This is a genomic window from Anaeromicropila populeti (assembly GCF_900112775.1).
GTDB lineage: Bacteria > Bacillota > Clostridia > Lachnospirales > Lachnospiraceae > Anaeromicropila_A > Anaeromicropila_A populeti.
On record NZ_FOYZ01000001.1, the window covers coordinates 19,443 to 41,215 of the forward strand.

General features: G+C 36.2%; 18 protein-coding genes. 4 read left to right on the forward strand and 14 right to left on the reverse strand.

Features of this window, described 5'->3' with window-relative positions:
* Positions 1-19 precede the first annotated feature (19 nt).
* The 10 genes from BM305_RS00110 to BM305_RS00155 all read right to left on the reverse strand — a co-directional run bounded on the left by BM305_RS00110 (position 20) and on the right by BM305_RS00155 (position 11,414).
* Positions 20-2,551: an ABC transporter permease gene (locus BM305_RS00110; protein ID WP_177214469.1), complete on the reverse strand. Its 2,532-nt coding sequence runs from the start codon at positions 2,549-2,551 to the stop codon at positions 20-22.
* A 243-nt stretch (positions 2,552-2,794) separates the two neighbouring features.
* Positions 2,795-3,844, reverse strand: a complete 1,050-nt coding sequence (locus BM305_RS00115) for a S8 family peptidase (RefSeq protein WP_092558664.1) — start codon at positions 3,842-3,844, stop codon at positions 2,795-2,797.
* 6 nt (positions 3,845-3,850) lie between these two features.
* Entirely contained in the window at positions 3,851-5,422 is a 1,572-nt protein-coding gene (locus BM305_RS00120; RefSeq protein WP_092558665.1) for a recombinase family protein, read from the reverse strand.
* 763 nt (positions 5,423-6,185) lie between these two features.
* A complete protein-coding gene (locus BM305_RS00125; RefSeq protein WP_092558666.1) occupies positions 6,186-6,611 on the reverse strand; it encodes a hypothetical protein in 426 nt (141 codons plus the stop codon).
* A gap of 617 nt (positions 6,612-7,228) precedes the next feature.
* A complete protein-coding gene (gene cas6 / locus BM305_RS00130; RefSeq protein ID WP_177214470.1) occupies positions 7,229-7,873 on the reverse strand; it encodes a CRISPR-associated endoribonuclease Cas6 in 645 nt (214 codons plus the stop codon).
* A 270-nt stretch (positions 7,874-8,143) separates the two neighbouring features.
* Positions 8,144-8,455: a hypothetical protein gene (locus BM305_RS00135; RefSeq protein ID WP_092558668.1), complete on the reverse strand. Its 312-nt coding sequence runs from the start codon at positions 8,453-8,455 to the stop codon at positions 8,144-8,146.
* Entirely contained in the window at positions 8,455-9,723 is a 1,269-nt protein-coding gene (locus tag BM305_RS00140) for a Y-family DNA polymerase (protein ID WP_092558669.1), read from the reverse strand. The genes BM305_RS00135 and BM305_RS00140 overlap by 1 nt, the downstream gene beginning before the upstream one ends.
* Positions 9,724-9,800: 77 nt before the next feature.
* Entirely contained in the window at positions 9,801-10,424 is a 624-nt protein-coding gene (locus BM305_RS00145; protein ID WP_092558670.1) for a S8 family serine peptidase, read from the reverse strand.
* Positions 10,425-10,514: 90 nt separating this feature from the next.
* Positions 10,515-11,120: a polysaccharide deacetylase family protein gene (locus BM305_RS00150; RefSeq protein ID WP_242940416.1), complete on the reverse strand. Its 606-nt coding sequence runs from the start codon at positions 11,118-11,120 to the stop codon at positions 10,515-10,517.
* A gap of 15 nt (positions 11,121-11,135) precedes the next feature.
* Positions 11,136-11,414 carry an ArsR/SmtB family transcription factor gene (locus BM305_RS00155; RefSeq protein ID WP_092558672.1) on the reverse strand — a complete coding sequence of 93 codons (279 nt, stop codon included), beginning with the start codon at positions 11,412-11,414 and terminating at the stop codon, positions 11,136-11,138.
* 204 nt (positions 11,415-11,618) lie between these two features.
* Between BM305_RS00155 and BM305_RS00160 the strand changes: the two genes are divergently transcribed.
* A complete protein-coding gene (locus BM305_RS00160) occupies positions 11,619-12,443 on the forward strand; it encodes a nitroreductase family protein (RefSeq protein WP_092558673.1) in 825 nt (274 codons plus the stop codon).
* 22 nt (positions 12,444-12,465) lie between these two features.
* On the opposite strand, the gene BM305_RS00165 is transcribed toward BM305_RS00160, so the two are convergent.
* Together BM305_RS00165 and BM305_RS00170 are read right to left on the reverse strand one after the other, a co-directional pair.
* Positions 12,466-13,569, reverse strand: coding sequence for a GGDEF domain-containing protein (locus BM305_RS00165; RefSeq protein ID WP_092558674.1), 1,104 nt, complete (start codon positions 13,567-13,569; stop codon positions 12,466-12,468).
* A gap of 98 nt (positions 13,570-13,667) precedes the next feature.
* Positions 13,668-15,089 (reverse strand): alpha/beta fold hydrolase, encoded by a 1,422-nt coding sequence (locus BM305_RS00170; protein WP_092558675.1) that lies wholly within the window; start codon positions 15,087-15,089, stop codon positions 13,668-13,670.
* 214 nt (positions 15,090-15,303) lie between these two features.
* On the opposite strand from BM305_RS00170, the gene BM305_RS00175 reads away from it, so the two are divergent.
* Genes BM305_RS00175 through BM305_RS00185 form a run of 3 tightly spaced genes read left to right on the forward strand, consistent with a single transcriptional unit; the run spans position 15,304 to position 19,762 of the window.
* Complete coding sequence (locus BM305_RS00175; RefSeq protein ID WP_092558676.1) at positions 15,304-16,230, forward strand: AAA family ATPase; 927 nt, start codon at positions 15,304-15,306, stop codon at positions 16,228-16,230.
* Between the two features lie 15 nt (positions 16,231-16,245).
* The gene (locus BM305_RS00180) at positions 16,246-17,319 is read left to right on the forward strand and encodes a DUF58 domain-containing protein (RefSeq protein WP_092558677.1); all 1,074 of its coding nucleotides are present in this window, start codon (positions 16,246-16,248) and stop codon (positions 17,317-17,319) included.
* The gene (locus tag BM305_RS00185; RefSeq protein WP_092558678.1) at positions 17,306-19,762 is read left to right on the forward strand and encodes a transglutaminase-like domain-containing protein; all 2,457 of its coding nucleotides are present in this window, start codon (positions 17,306-17,308) and stop codon (positions 19,760-19,762) included. Before BM305_RS00180 ends, BM305_RS00185 begins: the two co-directional genes overlap by 14 nt.
* Positions 19,763-19,796: 34 nt before the next feature.
* Here BM305_RS00185 and BM305_RS00190 read toward each other — a convergent pair whose 3' ends face one another.
* Positions 19,797-20,726: an AraC family transcriptional regulator gene (locus BM305_RS00190; RefSeq protein ID WP_092558679.1), complete on the reverse strand. Its 930-nt coding sequence runs from the start codon at positions 20,724-20,726 to the stop codon at positions 19,797-19,799.
* 66 nt (positions 20,727-20,792) lie between these two features.
* Positions 20,793-21,668: an MBL fold metallo-hydrolase gene (locus BM305_RS00195; protein ID WP_092558680.1), complete on the reverse strand. Its 876-nt coding sequence runs from the start codon at positions 21,666-21,668 to the stop codon at positions 20,793-20,795.
* Between the last annotated feature and the right edge of the window lie 105 nt (positions 21,669-21,773).

Here is a 21,773-nt window from a genome sequence, read left to right on the forward strand (position 1 = left end):
TTCTGATACCGACCATATGCTATTCATATTTTAATTCTTGCACAATCGAAAACTTTCTGCTTTTCCAGTAGGTTGGTATGGTTGCACATAATACAATAGCTAGGGAAATCAGATATACAAACGGAAGAGATTGATAATCCAGCTTTATATCCATACTCAAACCAGCTGCCTTTGTTAAACTGCTTACTACCCGGACAGCAAACATACTATATAATATAGTAATACCCATTGCCCATGTAACGGAAGCTATAGACTCGAAAAACAGAATTTTTGTTCTTCCGCTATCCTCCATTCCAATGGATGCCAATACAGCAAACTCACTTTTTCTTTGCAGGAAGCTGATTGCAACATTATTTACAATTCCTAAGGCTGCAATAATAATTGCCATGTACGAAAATATACTTAAACCATTTACAACCATTTGATTTTGCTTTAAATTCACTTTCTCCATTTCCGCTTTTGTTACGGCGGTCGCACCAATTTCCCTTAGGACAGGCTTTAATTTATCCATCATCAAATCTGCGTCCTGATCCGTTACAAAAGTAATTCGATTGACAGATGAAACTCCAAATACTTTATCCAGTGTACTATTTTGAATCAGTATGAAAAATCCACCGTTAAATAGCTTTCCGTTAATAATACCCACAACTTTTAGTGGTTTTTTCACTCCCATGCAGGTAACCTCAATGGTATCCCCTAGTTTACTGCCTAGATTTTTACTTACCACTGTAGAAATAATGACTCCTGATTCCTGTTCTTTAAAATCCTCCAAATACTGGCTATACTCAGGTTTATCAAGTTCCAGATACTGATTGTAAGACAAATAGGTATCCGGATTAACTCCCATGGCATATAATCCCATTTCCGTATCAGTGTCAGGGACAGAAAGCAAACTAGTAAAGTAATTTATCTTATTAATCTGGTTTTCTTTTACTCCAAAGCTTTCTAATTTCTTTACCAGATATTCTTCTGTAGTTTCCTGAGAATTCTCTCTTATGGTAGAGATTCCACTAATTTCTACGTCAAACTGTAATTTTGTGTAGGCTTCTGTGACAATATCAATCATACTGGCACCTACCGACTGAATGGCTATAATAGATGTCAGTGAAATAATAATCAGCGATATATTTCCCAACAATACCTTAGAGGTACGCAGATTATTGATTGCGTAAATCACATTTTTACTTCTTCCCCGGAATATGTGGTAAAGTAATCCAGACAGTAAATCAATCAACTTAGGGTACGCAAGAATGACTCCTATCAGGGATGAAATAATCAGCAATGCGGAGTATACTCCAAGTTTATTTTCAGCAAATACATAGGCTGCCACGGACCCTGCCGTTATTACAGTTCCAGCTATACATTTTTTCCACCCAATTGTTTTTGTTATTCTTACGTCATTTAAAATAATGTCCTTCACCTGTAGCTTTGAAATTTTCCGCACTGGTAGATAAGAGGATAAAATAGATAGTACTACCGCAAATATAATTCCTGAAATCACATAATGTGGCTCTATTACCACTTCACCATAAATGCCGTAATCCTTTAGTGGTGATACCAGTCTGTTAATTACATGAAGCCCGATTACTCCCAGGGTAATTCCTATCACTGCACCAAACAAACCATAGGTACAGCTTTCCAGATACAAAATAGTCCTTACCTTTCCTACAGTGGCACCCTGGCTTAAAAATGTCCCTATTGTTTTTAAGCGTTCTGTAATAATCAGCTTGAACGAACTGTAAATAATAATAGAACTCATTGCTACCACTATGATAAGCATCATATATAAAATAGAGGTAAAACTGGACGCCTGTTCTTTTATTGTATCTTCATCAAATAACTCTTCTGCTGTAAACCATTCATTGTTTTCATTAAACTGGTCAATTCCCTCTTGTACCGTTTTTTCCGCAGAACTGCCTATAATTAAGTTGTATTTTCCCTCTGCTCCCAAATCACTGCTTAAGTAATCGTAAGGTACCATTACAGAAAAGGATGTACTGCTGTCATTATAGAAAACTCCGGCTGGTGCAGAAATCGCTGCTACCTTCAGGCTTTTTGTAACACCGCCTATTATAATATCCAGAGTATCCCCTATCCCAGTCTTCTTTTCTTCTGCTGTTCTTTCTGAAATCATACAGACAGCACCTGTGAAAGCTTCTATGTCACCTTGGGTAATCATTTCATTATCAATATACTTCGTGTCCCTTCCCAGAACCGTAATATTTAACATGGCTTCGTCATCTGTATCTGGTTTATCCACTATATTGCCTGTAATATAAAGTTCCTTTAAAAGACTTTCTTCTTCCACCCCAGCCAATTTCATATTTTCATCCGAATAAAAATATGAGGTTTGATCCTTGGATGAAATGACCATATCTTTCCCCTCAAAGGTTTCTAGTTGTGGTTTGATTAGAGAATCCATAATGATGTCAATCATTCCTGTACTTGCTACCAGCAATGCTGTACTAATAGAAATTGCTACGATAAGCAGCAAAAAACGACCTTTTTTCTCTGTCATGCTCTTAAGTACATATTTAAAAAATATCCTCATACTAAACTCCTTTTCCATACGCTTTATTATGTATTTTTTCATAGTATAGTGTATCTTAAGGATTTGCATAAGTGTATTTCGTCACTTAAAAGCATGACAAATGTAATAAACTTTTATTTTAGAATTGATTTTTGCTTCCTCTAAGTCCATTACTCTTTTTTTACATTCCATCCTGCTAGTCTCCTTTACCTATCTCTTTTAAGTATGTATCTAGTAGCAATTTAATTATATGGCATGCTTCTATTATTTGCTAGCAGAATCTCCACTTGTCATTAAAAAGACTCCATCCCCCCACTCCATGAGTAATGCCGCTGCTCCTGTAACAAATGGCGTTGCCATTGAGGTTCCGGATTTCATTGTATATCCGCCGCCACTAGAGGTAGACATGATTTCTACCCCTGGTGCAACGATATCTGGTTTTACCATTCCATTTTTCGTGTAGCCTCTTCCTGAAAAGACTGCCAAGCTGTCATTTCTTCCATTGTATGCACCTACTGTGATTGCTTTAGCCGCAGTGGATGGAATGGTCAGTGTTGTTTCTACAGACGGACGCAAAAAGCGTGTGGAAGAATTTAGTACTCCTGAAGTTGGGAACCAGATATCATAATTGCCAACTACTATATCCTTTGGTATAAATTCCAGCACCCATACTCCACTGGCTATATACCGATTGGCTCCACTTGGTATAAATTCAATGTATATCTCCTGATCCACACTGTATGGTGTAGGCTCGCCATAATAAATAAGCAACTCTGTTCCTTCTATTATAAATTGTTGTTTTCCTGCCACTTTAGTAATAGTGCCAGAGCGTGTCAGTCCTGGGGCACGTACAATAATGTCAAAATCATCAAAGAAATTTTTCCATATTTGCAGATTCAAATTTGCTTCTGCCTCTGACACCGAAAATTCTACTATTGTATTTGTATTTTTATTTACAATCCCTGAGGCATGATATCCTAATGAGCCGTTATTTCCACTGCCAATACATATGGATGTTTTCCATATATTTGACACATCATTGATGTACTGCTCTAATAATGAATTGTTGGCATGGGCACCGTAATTATTTCCAAAGCTGATGTTTATTGCCAGTGGTTGGTTCAGCCATGCTGCCGTCCGTATGGCATAATCAATGGCTGACATAAGCTGGGTTGTTTTTGGAAAGCTTCCGCTAATAGAGGAACCTAACTTTACAATAAGCAAATCGCTTTTTGGAGCAACCCCTCTATATACCCCGTCACTGGATCTTCCATTTCCTGCTGCAATGCCTGCAACATGAGTCCCGTACTTCAAAAACTGCTAGATATTCCAGTATATCTCGATTTCCCTGTTTCCATAGCAGTCCTTTTCCCCCACCTCAATATGATCAATAAAATCTGCCACTATTTCATTTGACAGATTCTTAAAATCTATATATGTTTCTATTCCTTCTTTTTCATTCCCCTTTTGGTTCACTTCCAAAGAAAAATTTTTAATTTTTTCTTCTGTTTCTTTCCATTCCTTTTCTAATTGTATCAATTCCTGCTTAAGACTCTGTTTCATGTCAAGAAATTCCTCTTCACTGAACAGCCCCTTGGTTTTATCAATGTATAACGTGGACATTGCCTTCTTTACATCCTGCATTTGGATTTCTATGTTTTTTCTGCTCTGATTTATTCCCGTTGTTCGTCTTTGCAGCTCTATGCTTTCATTCTGTACCACCTCTGTTCGCCAGTCCCTGGGTGGTATGTCATCTATAAGCTGCTTTATTTCCAAACCAACCTGTTCTATTAGCAAATCCAACCGTATGCTATGGGTGGTACATTCCGCTCCTCTTGTCTTATTTGCCAATTGGCACCGCAAGTATCCCTTTTCTCCTCCTCCGCTTTTTATCATGGCAGCCCCACAATCCCTGCATTTTACCTTTCCTGCCAGACAATGTGCCTTCCGCTTACCTTTGTAATAGCAAACGGTTCTTTTTGCCTTCATTAAGTTTTGAACCTGAAAAAAAATCGTTTCCTCTACAATTGGCTCATGGCTGTTTTTTATCACAATCCATTCTTCTTCTGGTGCCAGAACGATTTTTTTGCTTTTGTAGCTGATTTTTTTTTCCCGTCCCTGAATGAGATACCCAATGTAAACTTTATTTTTTAATATTCGTTTTATTGTATTGGTACTCCATATCCCATAAGTTGTTGAGAAATCTGAATTGCTGTTTTGATAGGCTAATCCAATAGACTGCTTATATTGCGTGGGTGTCAGAATTTTTTCTTCTGTGAGAATCCCAGAGATTTGCCTTATGCTGTATCCTTGGAGATAGAGGTCAAATATTTTGCGTACCACCTTTGCCGCCTCTTCATCAATTGCCAGCTTATATTTTTCCTGCCGCTTGTAGCCGTAACAGCTAAAGCTTCCTAAAAATTTGCCTTCCTTCATCTTCTGGCGAAATACGCTTTTTATATTTTCTGAAGTATCTTCTAAATACCACTCATTGACAAGGCCGCTAATCTGCCTTGCTTTTTTGTTTCCTTTTACGTTGGTATCTACGTGATCCACAACTCCAATAAATCGTATTCCCCACTCTAAGAAGAGACCATGAATATACTTTTCTACGATTTCCAGCTCCCTTGTAAATCGGGACTGTGTCTTGCATAAAACCACACTAAATCTTCTGTTTTCTGCATCGTGCAGCATTTTGCTCCATTCTGGTCTGTTTTTATCTGCTCCGCTGAAGTCATCATCGCTATAGATTTTATAAATCTGCATATTATGCTCCATGGCATACTCTCTTAAAAGCGTTTTCTGGTTTTGAATGCTTTCGCTGTCATCCCCTTGCTTTATTTTGATTTCATCTTCCTTTGACAGTCTGCAATAAATAGCTACTTTATCCATAACACAGCCCTCTCTATTTATTGTTCTGCCGGCTTATTATTTTTATCAATATTTGAATTATCTTTTCTTCCCGCTTTTTTTTATCCTTTTCCTTAAAATGATTATGTATGATTAGATTGTCGATAACAACCAGCTCCTTATTTCTTTCCTTTCATTTTATGTTTTTTGACTGTTTTTCATGCTTATGGGAAAAGAAAAAGGCCCATGGATGACTGGGCTGTTACGTAATCATCATGGGCATTTATTTAAATTACAATTTTTTGTTATCATTATATTTCCCATACAATCCTTCTTTCATATAAGCACCAATATACAATATCAAAATTTACGAAGTACATGACACTATGAAAAGTTTCAATACATCTCATGTTACGGTTCAACAGACGTAAATACGCCAATCCTTTTTTTCTATAATACCACAAAATTCAGATTTTGCAAACTTTCGACAAAAAAATCAGTTGGACTTTTCAGCATCAATTGTCACTTAATCTCAAAAACACACCCACTAGTTTTCCTATTTATGTACACTCAACTAATCATATTGTATTTTTATTACTTTATCACAATATTTTTTTACCCCATTCTCTTCGTAATATTTTGTCCGTCAGCTTTCCTCTTCTGATAATTCTGTTATGCTGATCAACTCAAAGGTCATGCCGTCTTATTTTTAAGCCGTTCTCTTATCTTTTCCAATAAACTAGGGGTTCTCCTCGGTATGCTCTTATAATTCAGTAAACCCTCTATTCTTGAAACATCACTTCTGCTATTCCTCTGACCAACTCAATTTATATTTACCTTTTGCCTGCTTTGCATTAATTTGAATTGTATATTTTTGGTCTTTGGGTACCACAAAACTTATTTCTCCATCTACCGTTCCTTCTTTACTATCAATAAGATTTCCATTTTCATCCAAAACTTTTAACATAAGACTTCCTGACTCTTCTGTTAATGAATATTTAATGATAGCCGTTTTACTTTCCTGAAATACTACTTGCTTTTTCTTTGAACCACTAAAATATTTGAATGAAGCACTTAGCTCATTCCCAATATTATTTCCTGAAAAACCGATTTGTATATTAGCAAAGTCCTTCCTCGCTAATATGACGCTTAAAACAATGATAGCCATCCCCAGCACACCAAATATTACAACCAATACCTTTTTCTTGTTCATAATTCTTTTCTTATCCATATTTCTCCCCTTTTCTGCAATAAAGAAATCTTTCTTTATCGTTTCTTTCCATAATACTCAAAAAATTTGGATTTTGCAAGCTTATCTATAAAATCAGTTGGACTTTCTAGCACCAACTGCCACATAATCACAAAAAACGCACTCAATAGTTTTCCTATTTCGTGCGACCAGTTAACCTTATTGCATTTTTTTCACTTTATCACAATATCTTTTCATTATAGTCTGGTGGCTGCAAAAACTAGCAGGCAGCCACCCTCTGTAAAAAGATATCCATATCCAGTCTCAAAAATTATGTCCAATATCTTTTTTTGCAACCAAGTCTCTCCTTAGTATTCTGTCTGTCAGCTTTTCTCTGTCTCATAATTCAGTTATGCTGATTCCTTAAACGTCACGCTGTCTCATTTTTAAGTCATTCCCTTATCTTTTGTAGTGAGATTGGTTCTACTTGGTATGCTTATATATTACACCATAACCTCTATTCCAACAACTCAACTCTTACATTTTACATTAATCCCATATAAAATGTTATTATATTCAAGCTTTTCCTCATTCGCTCTATGTTTTCCGACTAGTTCGTATACTTTTAGGCAAGAAATGCTCTTTAATGACTCACACTTTTACTTCTTCCACTTATCATTTACAAATCCAAATCCCCGTGCATTTCCTTCCAGTATTCCAACCCCAAGAGCAAAATACGCCAGCTCCTGCGCCATGGGATGCTCTGATATATACAAGTCCAGCTTATCTCCGAGCAGACTAACATTTTTATAGGCACAAAGAATTGGTTTTCTATTAATGAACTCTATCCTCTCAAAAAACGAAAAGTCTTCATCTACCAGCTGTCCTGTAAAATCCTTATACTTTTTGATTAGATTGCTTTTAACTGCTTCCAAAAAATTTGCTTCAGGCAAATAACTCCTCCAATATCCATAATCCGTTTTCAGCATACAGGGCGAAATGGAATATAACTTATAAATTGTCCGCTTCGGAAGCATCTGTACCGATGTCTCTATTACCTTTATAATTCTGTCCTTTACCCGTACTGCTTGATTGGCAAAATGTTGGGCAAGCTCCCTATCTGTTGTACGAATTTGAAGCTGATACCTCTTATTCTTGTGATATACTTTGTCACTGCTGGTTGGATACAATGAGTTAAAACAATAATTCTTATATTTTTTTGCATTGTGCAGACCTATTAGTTCTTCCTTCTGGCACAATACGTTGTCTAAAAACTTACAGAGTACTTCCATTGTCTTTTCCATTGGTAAATTCTCCTGAAGATATATTTCCAATGAAATTTGAAACACTACCATTTTGTCTTTCCTCCCACCTTCAAGCTTATTTTTTCGTGACATCAGCGACACCGCACAATAAAAGCACACATCATGAAAATTCCTTCATAATTATGTGCTTCTGCCTTTTCATTTGTGTCACTATTTAACTTTACTGTATTTATTCATTTTATTGTATAAGTATACCATTAATTTCATTTTATTACAACATTATTTTTTATATTTCTAGTTTTTCTTCCTTCATACTCTTATAATCGCCCATTTGCAGTTTTCCTTCGTATACACCAACTTTACTGTTTCTTCCATCCCTCTGTACCGTATCTTACAAATGTACTCCACTGTTGCAATTCCAGAATAATTTTTCGGTTCTGAACACAATACTCGTATTTCCTGTATAGTATGAATCCGGCCTTCCTCATCCATAATCTTAATCATACGCGGTGTCATTTCCCCCTGACTTGTAAACCAGCAATAACAGGCAACTTCCCTTTGAATGCCTTTTAACCGTCCAGCATTGGTTTCCTGAATGATTTCTCCCAGATAAAATCCCATTATTCTACCTTTTCATTCTTATAATCTACCGTTCTCTTCTCTTTTGATATGCCGCCATTCATATGATCAATTCTGTCATTTTGAATAAACGCCGCTCTCATAACGGAATCTGTCCCATACCGTTCCCGGATGCTGTCCACTACCCGATCCAGTTTTTCCAATTTTTCATAATCAAACTGATCAAATAAAGTAAGCTGCCTGGCTGGCTCTGCATTTACTACTCTGCTGGTTTGAATTCCTAACTGCCGGATGGGAGTCCCGTCCCATAACTCATCGAATAGCTGAGCTGCTGCCTGATAAATCTCACTGGTTATATCTGTCGGCTCACACAATACACACTGATGCGAAGCCGATATCAAATCAAAATTTTTAATTCCCACTGATATCACTTGAACCCTCACCTGATCCTTCCGAACTCTCTTCCCAATAGTTTCTGCCAAAGATAATAAAACCATCTTAGCTGTGGCTGGATCGCACACATCAAATGAAATGGTAGTGCTGTTTCCATACCCCTTATTTGCTGCTGGCTGTGACTCCACAATAGAAGTGTCTCTTCCATTGGCAAAATTCCAGATCACTTCCCCATGTTTTTTCAAATGATGCTTTACTATCTCCATATTGGTATTAGCCAGTTCTCCAATTGTCCTGATTCCCAGGCTGGTTAACCTCTTCTCCGTTGCCCTGCCTACACAAAAAAGTTCTCTTACTGGAAGCGGCCACATCTTCTGCTGTATTTCTTCTGGAAAAAGTGTATGCACCAGATTAGGCTTTTGAAAATCTCCTGCCATCTTGGCAAGTATTTTATTACTGGATACTCCTACATTTACCGTAAATCCAAGTTCCTTATAAATTCTGTCCTTAATTACATGGGCAGCCACAACGGGCTTTCCAAATAAATTCTCCATCCCTGTCATATCTACAAATGCCTCATCTATGCTATACTGCTCTACCTGAGGCGAATACTCTCGTAAAATCTCCATAAATGCCTTGGAATTCTTTTCATATAAAGAATAATTCGGGGGTACCAGCAAAAGATTAGGACACTTTTTCAATGCCTCTGTAATGGATTCTCCCGTCTGAATCTTGTATTTTTTGGCAGGGACGGACTTTGCCAGAATAATACCATGGCGCTTCGACATGTCCCCGCCAACAGCCGAAACAATATCTCTCAAATCTACCGTTCCCCCCAGGTGTTTCAAGCGGTACACCGCCTCCCAGCTTAAAAATGCACTGTTCACATCTATATGAAAAATAACCCTTGTACTCAATTTTGTCACCTCTCTTAATAAGTATTATATCAGAACGTTTGTTCTGTGTAAAGAGGATGAAACTGGTTGTTTTTCGATTACGCAACATGAGTTCCGTGTCCTGATAAATCTGTGCTAGGAACCAGTTCCAATTGTTCAGGAACCGTCCGCTTGCGAAGTGCCATGTTAATTCGTTCTCTCGTGTAAAGAGTGCCTGTAGAAAAACCTTCTGGTGGAGCCAGGTCTCCCGATGGTGCAATAGTCTGATCCCATATTGCAATAATTCGGGTTGTATTGTCTGGATTACGGAAATCCGGATGTGAATAGTCAATGCCAGAATCAATAATTGCTACAATAACACCTTCTCCAAACAAACCTGTTTCTGTTCTTTGGACAGGGTTAATACACGATGCTGCCCTCCCATCATTTACGGCAAATTGCAGCTTTTTTGGCATTTCAATAAATTCAATTTCATCATATTCCGAAAGTCTGGAAATCAGTCTCTGTTTAATAATAATGACTGCATATCCTGCAAATAAAACCGTCAACTGCATATCCAGCTCCTCCTGAATTCTTTCAATATCCCCAATATACTTAATAATTAATTCCCATGTACTTTCTTCCTCATCATATCCAATTTCTAAATCCGACGTTTTTTGTCTTTGCCGGTTGGTACTGTCTAAGGCAAGTTTCAATTGGTTATCCAGCTTTTCACTGTCCATAAAAAATACCTCACATGCTTTTACATTAATATATGAAAAAAGAAAAGACTCTCTACCACATATTGAGAGTCTATAAAAATAACTACGATTCTATTTTCCTACATTTGTCCATAACTTATATGTAACATCCGGACAGACTCCCTTTTCTGCAAAAAGCTGGCTTACTGTAGCAAAAGTATATCCTCTCTTTAATAGTTCTGGAATGAGAATATCCAGTGCTTCCACAGTAAAAATATTTTCCCGGCAATCATGAAGCAGAATAATGTCTCCGTCCTGAACTGTATTTAAAATAGTTTCCACCCTTTTTTGTACACCAACGGAAGAATCCCAGTCCTGACATCCAATTCCACAAATAAAAGGAAAAGCAATGGTTTCATACATCATATCATTGACCTCGATATAAGGGGGTCTGAAAAACGCTGGGAGAATTCCTGTCATTTCATAGATTTTCTCATTTGTTTTTTGGATTTCCATTTGAACTTCTTCTTTGGTCAATGTAGTCATATTAGGATGACTCCACGAATGATTGTTTATCTCACATCTCAAATCCAGCTCTCTTTGTAGAGTAGGTTTTGTTTCTTCTGTAATATTTTCTCCTATTAAAAAAAACGATGCCGTTACATTATATTTTTCCAGTTTATCCAGTACTAGCGGTGTTATTTCTGTAGGTCCATCATCAAATGTTAATGCAATCACTTTTATTGCCTCCGTTTATTTATTTTTATCCGTTAATTCTTCTATTAACTCCTTTGCTTTTTTGCTGCCTTCCTGATTAATTATGTAATAAATCCGTTTTCCTTCCTTTCGGCTGACAACTATCTTGGAATCACAAAGAATTTTCATATGATGGGAAAGCGTCGGCTGGCTGATATTTAATTCCTCCAGCAGCCTGCATGCACACTTTTCTCCCTCCCTCAGCAGCTCTAATATTTCTATTCTTCTTTCATCACAAAAAGCTTTAAAAATTTTTACCTTCTCTTCGTTACTCACATTTCCCCCACCTTATATTGAACATTATCTATACATTTAATTATATATTTTATATTGATACCTGTCAATCTATTATTTTTTTGTTTTCTATTTGTTTCTGATATAGTATAATAAGATTAGCTCTTAATAAAATTTATTATTTACATCTAGACCTTTTATACAAAGAATAAATCTTAAGACAAAAAATTAAGGAGGGCATTACCAATGTTTTATGTAAACGAGGAAAAATGTATAGGCTGTGGTGTGTGCGTCAGTGACTGTCCACTTCAATTAATTACAATAGCAGAAAATAAAAAGGCTTCCATTATAAACGAAACTTGTATGAAATGTGGACATTGTCTTGCTGTATGTCCGTCAGAAGCAATCTCAACAGATGATTATGATATGAATGAAGTGAAAACTTATCATGAGGAGGACTTTTCTATTTCTCCAGAACACTTATTGGATTTTATTAAATCCAGACGAAGTGTCAGACATTTTAAGAATCAGCCTGTAGAAAAAGAAAAATTAGAAAAAATTATTGAAGCAGGCCGTTTTACAGCTTCTGGAACAAACAGTCAGGACGTTTCCTATACGGTTATAACAGACAAGCTTGCTGAGATTAAGGATATGGCATATGCTGGTCTTCTTCAGAAAAGTGATTACATATATGCAACTACTACCGAGGATAATGATGGTGCAAGAAGATACGCAGATATGCTTTCCAAATTTTATCAGGCATACAAAAATGATCCTGAGCATAACGATCCTCTTTTTAACCATGCGCCTGCCGCTATTATTGTGACTGCTTCCAATCCTGTTAACGCTGCATTAGCTTCCTCTAACATGGAATTGATGATCCACGCATGTGGTCTTGGCGGTTTCTTTAATGGATTCTTTGTATTTGCAACTGAAGGAAACCCTGCACTGCTGAATACTCTGAATATTCCAACTGGTAAGTTTATTATTACTTGTTTAATGGTTGGTTATAAAGATGTGGATTATCTGAGAACTGTACCTCGAAAGGCCGCAGACATTACCTGGTTATAAGTTTTTCCAAAAGAAAGAATAGTCAAAAAACTATTCTTTCTTTTAACTTTTTTTTATTTTTATACATTTCCTTATCTGCCATCACATAAGCATCATGTAATGTTCCATCTACCTGCTTTCTGTAATTATAACAGCCATACGCTATTTCAACAGGTATTACACTCTTTTTATTTTGATTATGTAATTTTTCCAGTTCCTCCATTGTTCTGATTCCCTGTTTTAAACGGATTCCATCCAGGTCCTGGCATAAAACACAAAACTCATCTCCACCAATCCGAAAAACCATTCCATACTCATCAAACGCTTCGTAAATAATAGAAGCTGCCGACTGTAAAATCTGATCCCCCTGTACATGACCATATCTGTCATTGGCTTTCTTCAGATTATTTAAATCCATTGCAATAATCGTTACTTTATCCGCCTCACTAAGCCGCTCCATCTCTTTTTCAAACATGGCACGATTATAAATATTAGTTAAAGGATCGTATCGAAATTGCAATTCACGTATAAAAACATAATATAGCAAAAGGGACACTGCCACACAACCCCAAATAAAAAGATATTTCCTGTTAACTGCCTGTGCCGTGCCGCCTGCTACTACCATCAGATAAATTGCCATTAAGAAACGCCGTTCACTTTTATTATATTTTTTTGTTTCTATCAGATTGCAATAAACTAAAATAATCAGATAAAAGGAACAGCAGACTGTATTAATAAAGAAAAAATCACCTCTGCTATAAACATTATCTGGCGATACATAAAAAATCCATCCTGTTTTTATACTAATCAACGAAGCAATTCCGTTTAAAATAAAGGGAATAAAAAAAGGTAATTTAAATCTGTCAATCCTGTTCCATACTAAAATAGAAACCATTATAATTACCGCTGGCCCCAGAGCAAACCCTAACGCATTGGCTGCAATATGCAGCCAAATTATATTCGTATTGGATGTACTCTGGCACCAGATTGTAACAATCTCCAAAACAAGCATAGCTGCTGTAAGTACAGAAGCGTGAATAAAATACTTGGTTTTATTCCGATCAATTACTACATTTTTATGTGCTAATACCATCGTAAATAGTGTTACTACAATTGCCAGTATATCAATACATATTGTTGAATCCATTTCCTACACCTCATTAAAGTGTTTTTATGTATAACATTTGTAGAGTCAAAATTAAATTAATAGTAACACATTTTTTCCTGTATTTCCATTAAATAATCTTAATATTTTTTTGCTGCTATGTACAGCATGTAATGCACAAAGCCCAAAATATGTTTATTCATATTCTTTGGTTCCAGTAAATGCTCCAATCCTTCAATCTTAACGTTCAGGTGCTCTTGGGCTATTACTGCATTTTCATAAGGAACTACTGGATCCTTCTGGTGATGAAATAATGTTGTTATCTTTGATAATTCCTTTGGATACGTAGCAAATCCATTATTTTCTATTAAAACACGAATTACATCATTATCACCATTTGGGTCACTCAAAAGTTCTTTTAATTCTGGAGTCAGCAGTTTACTTGGAATTTTCTTACCATCTGTAAATGCCAGCAAGCCCTTATCTGCCTCACTGCCAATTACGCTTCCATCTACATATTTAAATACAGCCTCTCCATTTTCCCCAAATGCACTCTCTGGTGAAAAAAGCTTATTTTCTCCGCAGCAATAATAAAAGGCCCGAATGGTCAAAGGTAAAAAGAATAGACAAAAATAATCTGCATCTGCAATCATTAATTTTCTCATTGCTTCCGAAAGACTGTATGGTCCTCCTGCTGGCCAGGACTTTTTTAGACTGTCCTTAAGTAATGTACTTTTACTGATTCCTTCTGTGACAACCATAGCAACGTATCCACCTTGTGAATACCCTCCTACATACAGCTCATTATTCCAGTTTTCCACCTTCTTTTGCTCCACAATGACACTTTCAGCAAATCTGCATATTGTATCCGTCAGATTCTCTGCAACCACATAAGGATGTTCTGCTTTAGAATCCATACCCATTCCAGGATAATCTGGCATCACTACACTATATCCCTTTTCCATTGCAAAAAATATTAAAAAAATCACCTCCAGATGATCCGCTAATTGTGTCTCCTGTAACTTCTTCCATGCCTTCTCCAGATGCTTAATATATTCGAAAATATTCCACTCAAATTCCATAAGTTCTTTTATTAAATTTTCAATATCTTCCTTTAACTCCACTATAATATCAAAAAAGCTAGATGGCACCAGTGACTTTTTTAGCTGGGTAGCATGTGTATAAAGAAAAAGTGGTTTTTTCTTCTGTGGATAAGGATTAATTACTAATCCACTCAAGGTACGTTCTCCATAAGCTGCCTGGGTTTTCTCAAAGTGAATATCTGCAATCCAGTCATCCTTTAATTCTGCTTCTGTTGGACTGGTTCCATATTCCTTCTTTACCTCTTCCAATCCAACTGCAAATGTATGTACCATTTTTGCAAAATCATAAAAATCAATTTCAATACCAAATAGACTTGGCTTAACACTTCCAGCCTCTGCTCCTTCTATATGACCTTCCTTTAGTGCTGCGTGAAATGCCTCCCGCTCAAAGCCAGCTATTCCTTTCAATATACCTCTTACATTTTCCGTCTTACCAAAATTCATACATATTTTATCCAAAATATAACCTCCTTTTACATAGACAGTCTGTCACTAAATAATTACTATACAAACCACCATTTTATGTATTATTTTACCTTAGTTTCATATGCAAATCAAGTAACTTTTTAAGCGAAAATCTTGCACGGTTTTCATATAAACTGCTGAATATTTCTTGTAATTTCCTTGTTTAAATGATATCATTTATTCAATTAGAGAATAAAGAGGTGACATTTTGGATTCTACAGTTACATACCTGAAAAATGAAATTAAGAAAGTAATCAAGGGAAAAGACGAGATTATTGATAAAACCATATGTGCCATCTTAGCTGGAGGTCACATTTTATTAGAAGACATTCCCGGAGTGGGAAAGACAACACTGGCAACTGCCATTTCTAAGTCAATGGCTTTAAATTACAAGCGTGTTCAATTTACACCCGATGTGCTGCCTAGTGATTTAATTGGCTTTTCCATGCCAAACAGCATTACAAAAGAATTTGAGTTTAAACCAGGCGCCGTTTTCTGCAACCTTTTTTTAGCAGATGAAATTAACCGTACCTCTCCCAAGACCCAGTCTGCCCTTTTAGAAGTAATGGAAGAGGGCAACGTTTCTGTAGATGGTATTACAAAGCAGCTGCCAAAGCCTTTTATTGTAATTGCCACACAGAATCCCATTGGTTCTTCTGGTACCCAGAGGCTTCCGGAATCTCAATTGGACCGTTTTATGATTCGGCTTTCCATGGGTTATCCAGATCACGAGAATGCCATTCAGATCTTGAAAGGAAATGCCTACGATGCTCTTTCTTCCCTGTCTGTTTGTGGCTATCCAGACACCATTTTGGAATTGCAGGATACCGTTGGTAAAATATTTGTTGATGATTCCATTTATGAATACATTATAACTTTGACAGAAGCAACACGGAACCCTGAGGAATTTTCTTTAGGCTTAAGCCCCAGAGGAAGTATTGCACTTTTGAAAATGGCAAAGGCATCTGCCTTTCTTAATCTTCGCAATTATGTTACAGCAAACGACGTTATTTCTGTGTTTTTTGATGTTTCCTGCCACCGGGTTCTGCTTAGCGGTAAAGCGCGGGCACAGGGGCTTACCATAAGACAGACACTTAGTAATTTGATACTTCGAGTGCCAGTCACCAGAATTTAGAGAGGAACATTGTAAGTGAGAAAAAATATTTTTAGTATTGTAAGTTATTTTTTACTACTTTGTCTTACCATAATCCTGCTTGTATTTTATCATAATTATTACATTTTTTTGTTTCTGGTATTGATATGTATACTTCCAGCTTTTTCACTTGGCAGCTTTTTTTATACTTTAAAACGACTGAAGGTATACGCCCAACTTCCAGCTATTAAGGTTGGTAAGAATAACACTGTACCCGTGGTGTTTTTAATAGAAAACCCCACTATATTTCCCTTGTTAAATTGTACCATGCAGGTAAGTATTCAAAATCATTTTTTAACAGACACTATGGATATAACTCTTAACCTTCCTGCTTTGGCCTTGCAGGCAAATACAACGGAGCTGCCTGTTACTTCAAAATACTGCGGCTGCCTGATTATTACCATTCAAAGCCTTCGGGCAACGGATTTACTTCATTTTTTTACTCTTAACAAGAAAATTGGCCATAAAAGTGAATATTTTGTTATGCCAGAATTAAGAACACTTTATCAGGACATACAGACAAATAGTGGAATAGGTGAAGAAGATCTAGAAAACTTTGAGGTAAAAGGCTCTGTTTCCAGCGGGATTTCTGATTTCCGAGAATATATTCCTGGGGATCGTCTCCAGCACATTCACTGGAAATTATCCGCCAAACAAGATACTCTTATAGTCAAGGAATTCGAAAGTATGTCTTCTTATGACATTCTTCTCCTGCTAGAGCTTTATCAGAATGAACAAAATCTATTAGATGCTTCTTTGGATCTTCTCTATTCCTTTTCCATACAGCTTTTGGAACAACAGCTTTCCTTTTGTATTGGCTGGTATAGTGAGAAAGATTTTCAGTTAACCCTGGAACACATTCACAATGCAGCCGTTCTAGATGTGGTCATACAAAACTTGTTTTATGAACAGACTAGCTGCATAACTGATTTAACATTGGAAAGCTATTTCAAATTGGACTATAAAATGGGACAGGCTTTATATATTACGGGATATCATTCCCCAAGTCATCAAAAATATAAAGAAATTTATAATGATAGGAGTAGGGTGGTAATAGTTGAAATTTCATAAAAAAAATCAAGTAAATGACAATGCATATAATCAGCTTGATGCCAGTTCTTCTTATAAGACTGGCATTACTTTGGGAACCCAGAAAGGTGAAACCAGCCATTCCATACTTTTACTTTGTCTCGTCAGAGCTTTCCTTGTTTTTTTAGGTGCTTTTGGAACAGTTGGCTTTTATCTGGCTGGTTTTCAAATTCCCTGTAATTATTTTATATTAGGCATTGTGCTTTTTCTGACTTCTTTATACTGTGGTCTGCTCTATTATAATAAGTGGACTATGAATATTGGATATATTATTTTATTGCTGCTTTTTCTGTTTCCAGCTTTAGCTTTAAAAACTTATATCAGCAGTGGATTTGCTGCTATCAGAAATATTACATATGATGTAATTGATGAAATATATATTTTGCCAAGTATTCGTCATTACGCGGAATATGTACCTGACAGAACCTTAGCCATTACTATATGTACCTGCTTTCTGGGGGCTTTCTTGTGCATGCTTCTAAACTGCATGATTTCAGGGTATATGAGTTTTCTTTTTGCTTTTTTCATTACCTTTCCACTCATTCAAATTCCCCTATATTTTGACCAGACTCCCGGAATGATTTGGTTTGCTCTTATTGCTGTATGCTGGCTTACTCTATTGGTTTTGAAGAAAAGCAATGCCTACCGGACAAAAGGAACTGCAAAACTGAATGCAAAAGGACTTTTGCAAAACAGCGGCATAGCTGCTTCTTTTGTTATTGTTATAAGCCTTTTAGTTATGCTGGTTACGCCTAAGGGCATTTTTCATACGCCTGACGCATGGAATACCTGGAAACAGAAAACCGATCAATACATCCGCAATTATATGATCGTTGGTTTCTCCAGTTTCTTTAATAAATATGACAGTGCTGGGGGAATTAGCGGCGGACAGCTTGGGGGAATCAGCTCCGTACGCCCTGATTTTGAAACAGATTTAAAAGTCCGCTTTACCCCCTATAGTTCGGAGCCCCTTTACTTAAAAGCATATACTGGAATTGAGTATACAAGAAACCAATGGATAAATACTGGTGCTACGTTAAAGTCAGTGCAAAAACAATACAACGAAGATGCACAAAAATATTATGACAGTGCTGATTTTCATAGAGATAAAACTTTCTTTTATAAGGAAAAAACGGTATTAGAAGAAAACAAAAAAAAAGGCAGCAATGGATTGTCTGGCAAAATGGAAATCACAAATGTGGGGGCAGTTGGAATCTATCTCTATCTTCCTTACTATCCATACTTAAAAAATGATTTTCAGCAATGGGCATTATCCTCTGATATTTTAGTGGGGAAATCTTCTTTCAACATACCATATGAGATTACTTATTTTCCTTATGTACAACCTGTACATGCCTCAAAAGAAGCTTTCTCTGCCGTAAAAATGTATGAAGAAGAAAATTTGTGGCAATACACCTCTGTTCCTGATGAACTAAATTCTGTGCTGGGAACAATCTGCACTGAGGCTGGATTTCATGGAACCCAGGAGGAAATAATCCAACAAATGCAGAATTATTTTCTTGATAATTACAAATATACGATGAGCCCTGGTCTTACACCTCAAAAATCAGACGCGGTTATCTATTTTCTTACCAAAAGCAGAAAGGGATTTTGCGTGCATTTTGCCTCAAGTGCCACCCTTTTACTACGTGCCATGGGAATTCCAGCACGCTACGTAGAAGGCTATACTATTCCCTACAGTAAAGTATTAGATAGTGACCTTGTTGCAGGAGAAAAATATGAAGACTGGTTTAGCGGCAATACGGAGCTGGGGAAAACTGCTGTCGTGGAGGTCGATGTAAATGACTCTTATGCTCATGCATGGGTTGAAGTTTTTCAAGAAGATTTTGGATGGGTTCCTGTTGATTTTACGCCACCAGGAGAGGGAATTAACAATGAATCTGGAAGCTTTTGGAGTTTCTTTTCCAGTCTATTTAGAAATGATTCCAGTAGTCAGGTTTCTGATTTTGATTCCTCCAGTCAGTCCTTGACAACAATGCGGCCAGGCACAAAAGCATTTTTGATTGTCCTGATAATTGGTTTTACCTTTCTTCCATTACTTGTACTTTTTGTTAAAATAATGCTGCAAAAACTACATTGGAGAAAAAAACTGACTGAACGTGAATACAGGACTCGTATTATGAATCAGTACGATTTTATTAACCATTATTTGAAACTTGCAAAATTTACAGAACAACCTACTAACCTTCATTCCTTTAACGAAATCCTTCTAAAAGAACAACTTTCTGTTCCATATGAAATCATCGGTAATTGGATTCAACTTGTGGAAAAAGTAAGCTTTAGTCAAGAACCACTGACTTCTGACGAACTGGAAAAATGCGCTGAATGCTACCTCCTCATTCAATCTGGACTGCATAAAAAGCTTTCTGTTTGGAAACGCTTTTATGTTTTCCTTAAAATCTGAGGTGTGACCCCATCATCAAAATAACACCTGTCAACTATTGGCAGGTGTTATTTTTGATTAGATTACGGTATTTGGAAGGTGTTAATTTTATTTTCTTCTTGAATACTCTGCTAAAATAGCTCATGTCATGAAATCCAGTACGCTCACAGATTTCTGAAACGGCCAGTTCTGTGTTTCTTAATAAAGAGGCTGCCACAAATATCCGAAATTCTATAACATAATTTGTAATAGACTGACCTGTACTTTGCTTAAACTCCTTTAAAAGTGTTGTTCTGTTTGTATGAAACATCTTAGCCAACGATTCGATAGTAAATTTTTGATTGTAGCATGTTTGAAGATAATCAATCAACTCTTCCGTAAGCTTTGTATATTTCAATTTCTGTTGCTGTGGAACTAAAACAGGTGATTCCTCCTCAAACCGGTTTAGTACAAATAGCAGTTCTAACAAATAAGAGCGGCTCCTGCATGGCCAATACGAACTATTTTGTAATACTAGTTGTTGGCTTAATAGTTCAAATTTTTGCTTTATTACAGATGCAATTGAAGTATAAAGCTGTCTGATTTTAAGAGAATCCGAACAATTGTGTTGAAACTGATTCAAAAACTCCAAATCCTGTCTCTCTGATAGGGACAGCTTTTCCTGATTATAAAAAGACTCTGAACAAAATTTATTATTAATCACAAAGGGTTTAAAAAATAAAATCATAATATTGTCTTTTGGTTCCTCTTTAAATGAAATCTGATCTTGTTCATTTAGACAGATTACATTTGCCCCCGTTAATATATAGAAATTTTTATTGAGCGCGATATGTAGTGTTTCTGATTCTATATATATGATTTTAAAATATTCATTTGCAGCCTTTTCTGCCAATGCACCTGCATCATTTCTAACACATAATTCCATTCTATAACCGCAATAATAATTTTTCCCGATTGTAACAAAATCCAAACAATCACCTACCATCTAATTAAAATCATACTGTCTAATTATAATCGATTATAGGTCAATTGTAAATCATGTACTTGTATTCTACTTGTATTTATGTTCATTTTGTATTTGATATACATTTAATGTAGTATCTGGTAACTCATTCTTTGCTATCGTTAATTTGTTTTCAAACACTTGAATTGCCCCATACTTTTCTTCAAGCACCGGCAATGCCTTATCTGTGTAGTGAGTAGGAATAACAATTTTTGGATTAAGCTGCTCTATTATTTTAAATCCTTTTTCATTTTTAAGTGTCATATCTGAATATGAGTTTTCAAACTGCATAAATGCAACATCAACTTCCCCTAATGCCTCTAACTGCTCTTCTGTTAATGCTGTTTGTCCGATATCACCCATATGTACAATGCGAAGACCATCTACCTCAAACACTGCGATTACATTATTATTTGCCTCTTCAATGGTGTCTCCGCTATGAGAAGATAGAATGGTATAGATATGAAAATCCTTTGTATTAATATCATCTTTTACATATTTAATTGTCTGGCTTTCTGGATAGGAATCATTAAATTTCTTATCTACATGATCATCATGACCATGGGTATTAACAATTGCTGCTGGATTCAAATCAACTACTTCCTTACTAGGCATTTGTGTCGGATCCACAATAACAACTTCTCCGTTAGCAGATGTAATTATGTAAGAGTTTAATGGATAAGCATAGCTGTCTGATACCGTCTGAATCATTACTTTACCTGTTGTATTGTCTGTTTCAGGAAGTATAAGTGCTTCCTCCTGGTCTGCCACGGTATTATTTTCATCCTCTTTAGTTGCTACAGGCTCTTGGATCTGCTCCAGCTCTGACGTCTGATTTGACTGCTTTGCTCCTTCAGACTTGCCAGAACAACCTGAAACCATCAAAACACTGATTAACAAAATTAATAATTTTACTCTCTTCATAGTATTCCCTCCTGATTTTTTTCCTATCTTAACTATAATTGAAATAGGCTTTTCTTGAAATGAAAAATCTGCAATAAAATTTGTACTTTAATAAAAACGAATAAA